This window comes from Gilliamella sp. Nev6-6 (genome assembly GCF_001690605.1).
Taxonomy (GTDB): domain Bacteria; phylum Pseudomonadota; class Gammaproteobacteria; order Enterobacterales; family Orbaceae; genus Gilliamella; species Gilliamella apicola_C.
Genome location: NZ_LZHP01000069.1, coordinates 1 through 3,357 on the forward strand (window position 1 = coordinate 1; position 3,357 = coordinate 3,357).

Sequence of the window (3,357 nt, forward strand, 5' to 3'; positions counted from 1 at the left end):
TTGTAGCTCAGCAACTACTGCGCCCAGTATAGCATGGCTAATTGTGTTGGCGACGGTGTTTCCTTCTGTCTGTTGTTTGATTATGGTGGCTATCTTCGGTGCTAATGCCCCCGCAACAGCCCCTGTCATGTCGCCCGTGATTAGCCCATTAATAATGTTAACCGCCATTTCAACGCCTTGACGGGTGTCACTGCCCATCGCTGACATCCCTTCGTTCATCGCATTGTTGTAGGCCTTTTCATAGATTTTCTGTTCCTGCTCGTCGGTTAAAACGAGGCCTTGCTCTTTCGCTTTTTTTTGCTCTTCTTTTAGCTTTTTGTTCGCTGCAGATTCTGCGCTTATGCGGTCGATATGATTGAGCATGGTTAAGGTTTCACCGCCAATCTCACTCACTAAGCGTGTTTGGTCGATGATGTCTTGCTCTTTTTCTTTGCTAAAGATGTGTTTGAGCTCGTTACTCGCCTGCTCGGTATCTCTGCTTAAATCATCAATATCCTGTTGTTGTCCGTCCTTGTTGCGAATTATAATCGTGCCTTCTGATACCGCAGATTGCGTCGTCGAGTTTGCCTTCTCTGACTTGTTACGACTGGTTGGCATCGATGGCATGCCACTGGAGCTAATGCCAGCACTGCTGCTACTGACTTTGTAGTCCGCTTTGTTTTCGATATCACTAAAGCTTATTGTGCCCGTATCAAGGCGGTTTTTGCTCGGGTCTTCGGCTTCCGAGGAGATGACCGCCCCTTTTAGGTCGGTGTTGTTGCCTACCTTGATGTCAAAACCACCACTGCCAGCAAAAATACCCGATTGGTCGGTGACACTTGCCCATTTGCTGTCGATGTCCGTACTCGATAATGAGCCGTTGGCACTAAAGCCACCAAAGCCAGCACTGCCACTGACCGAAGCACTGATTTTTTCGTAATCATAGTCGTCCGTATCTTGCAGTGATTGGATGTTTAAGTTGTTACCCACATCCATGTTGACCGTGTTGCCTTTTAATTGGCCGCCAATGATGTTAGTGTCGTTGCCCGTTTTGATGGTGAGCTTGTTTTTCGCATCAATCACGCTTTCTGTCCAAGCACTACCATCCGCATTTTCTCGCTCTCGGCTAAAGTTGGCATTGCTTTTAAAACGTAAGTTAGAGGATAATTACAACTTCGTTTTGTAAAAATAATTCAGGAGTCTATACTGTTTTGTTTGGTTTGGTTTGTTTTGGTTGGATTTGATTTTGTGCCATGAAGAATTATAAAGATTTGGTGACAGGATTAACTGCCACCTCTAACTGGAAAAAACACAAAATGTAGGATAGGGTCTAAGATCTTGTTTTTTTATATCACTATGAATTAACAAATGCCTCAAGGAGAGTTCAGCCAAAAATTATAACTCAAGTTTTATAATAGACTCAAAAAACTAGAGTTATATAGTTACTGCCCAAAGTTTTTCCATGCTAAAGCATATTTTTTTGATTCAGTACCTAAATAGTCTTCTATTCTATCCCATAATTCAGGATTGCCATCAGAAGTATTTACCAATGCTTCAATCAATCCTGTTGCAACAGCAGTAGAAAGGTACTCATCACCAGAATTAATTCCAGATTCAATATGTGAGAAAATTTCAAGTCTCTCTTTGTCATCACAGTAGGAGATGTTATTTGCTATAACTTTTCCTACTTTAGAAAAAAGAAATATATACGGAGGATCTTCATCCTCTCCCCATTCATGTTCAAACTCATTTAATAAAATTTCAATCTCATTAGATAGTATGAAAAAATAACTAAGATATTCTTTAAGAGTATTATTCATTATTTCCCTCTAATCGCATTTTTCAGATCTTTCATTACATTTTCAGCCGCAGCTCTATCAGCAGAAGCTGCAGTAGGATTACGTTTCAACCAAGATTCTAATGCTTTAACATAATTTTTAGCTTTTTCTAAATATAATTTTCCACCTACATTTTGACCAGTAGCCGTTTCATATCTCACTGCATCTGCCGTACTACCGCTGCCTATTTTCGCATTAGGTCGATATAAGTCATCCATTATATTTTTAAGTTCTGGATCTTTTACATTTGGTTTTTCCATTTTAGCACGTAAATCATCTTTATAATTCTCATGTTGTATCCGATCTTTAGGATCACTATTGAGCTTAGAATTAGTTTCACCACCAATTTCACTCACTAAGCGTGTTTGATCGATGATGTCTTGCTCTTTTTCTTTGCTAAAGATGTGTTTGAGCTCGTTACTCGCCTGCTCGGTATCACGACTTAAGCTATCGATATTCTGTTTTTGTTCATCCTTATTGCGAATTATAATCGTGCCTTCCGATACCGCAGATTGCGTCGTCGAGTTTGCCTTCTCTGACTTGTTACGACTGGTTGGCATCGATGGCATGCCACTGGAACTAATGCCAGCACTGCTGCTACTGACTTTATAGTCCGCTTTGTTTTCGATATCACTAAAGCTTATTGTGCCCGTATCAAGGCGGTTTTTACTGGTATCTTTCGCTTCTGAGGAGATGACCGCCCCCTTTTAGGTCGGTGTTGTTGTAAAAGAGTTCATGTTATTCTTAGCCATCATTCTTAAAATAAAAAATCAAATAAAATCAATATGTTTTCTGACCAATTTTTGTGAGTAAAACGGTAGATTGGCGTGTTATTTTGTATTTTGAATAGGCAAAAACAAGTGCACTATGTGTAAAAATCAATTTAAAACTATTATTCTTCAGTTATTATTAGAGGACTTGGTGACAGTGTTAACTGCCACCAAATAAATAAAAGTTTTATAAGGTATATCAGGTTAACAAATTAACTATCACCCTTAACTATTTAATGCCCAAAATTTACAAGAAGCTTAAACAACTCAGCAAACTAAGTCCACTCTAACGAACCATCTTCATTAACCCACACCGCTTCTGCTGGACAAGACTCATCAAAAAACCAATAATCATCCATCAGTTTTTGTTTATCAAACATGTCGTCTTCTGTTTTTGGAAAAGCATCATAAAACAGTTTGACTTGTTCATCGATTGAGCCTCCTAATAACTGACCATTTTTTGCTAATTTAAGTCGACCTTCTTTTAATAATCTTTTCACAAAATAAAAAAAGAGTTCTTTTCTCTCTTGAAATGGAAATTTTTCTTCATTAGATTTTAGAGAAGGGAACATATCAGGGGCAATACAATTCCATAATCCACTAAAAGTTCTTAGTTCTGACCAATCAATAATATTTTTATAATCATTTTCATTTATCATATTTTTTCCTACCTAAATTTAATTTCTGCTCCAGTTCTCAACCCTCTATATAAATTTGTTAAAGTTGGGCTATTTCTTATATCAATAGTCCAACGAGCACCTGTATTAGAG

3 protein-coding genes and 1 pseudogene are annotated in these 3,357 nt (G+C 38.2%); all 4 read right to left on the bottom strand.

All coding sequences use genetic code 11. From position 1 onward, the window contains the following. Positions 1 to 1,116 (bottom strand): annotated as a pseudogene (locus A9G42_RS08430) (hemagglutinin repeat-containing protein); the annotation flags it as partial. A gap of 305 nt (positions 1,117 to 1,421) precedes the next feature. Beyond that, positions 1,422 to 1,799, bottom strand: coding sequence for a DUF7674 family protein (locus A9G42_RS08435; protein ID WP_065653185.1), 378 nt, complete (start codon positions 1,797 to 1,799; stop codon positions 1,422 to 1,424). Then, positions 1,799 to 2,377 carry a hypothetical protein gene (locus A9G42_RS14150; protein ID WP_082212066.1) on the bottom strand — a complete coding sequence of 193 codons (579 nt, stop codon included), beginning with the start codon at positions 2,375 to 2,377 and terminating at the stop codon, positions 1,799 to 1,801. Before A9G42_RS14150 ends, A9G42_RS08435 begins: the two co-directional genes overlap by 1 nt. A gap of 485 nt (positions 2,378 to 2,862) precedes the next feature. Next, entirely contained in the window at positions 2,863 to 3,246 is a 384-nt protein-coding gene (locus tag A9G42_RS08445) for a DUF596 domain-containing protein (protein ID WP_065587967.1), read from the bottom strand. Positions 3,247 to 3,357 lie beyond the last annotated feature (111 nt).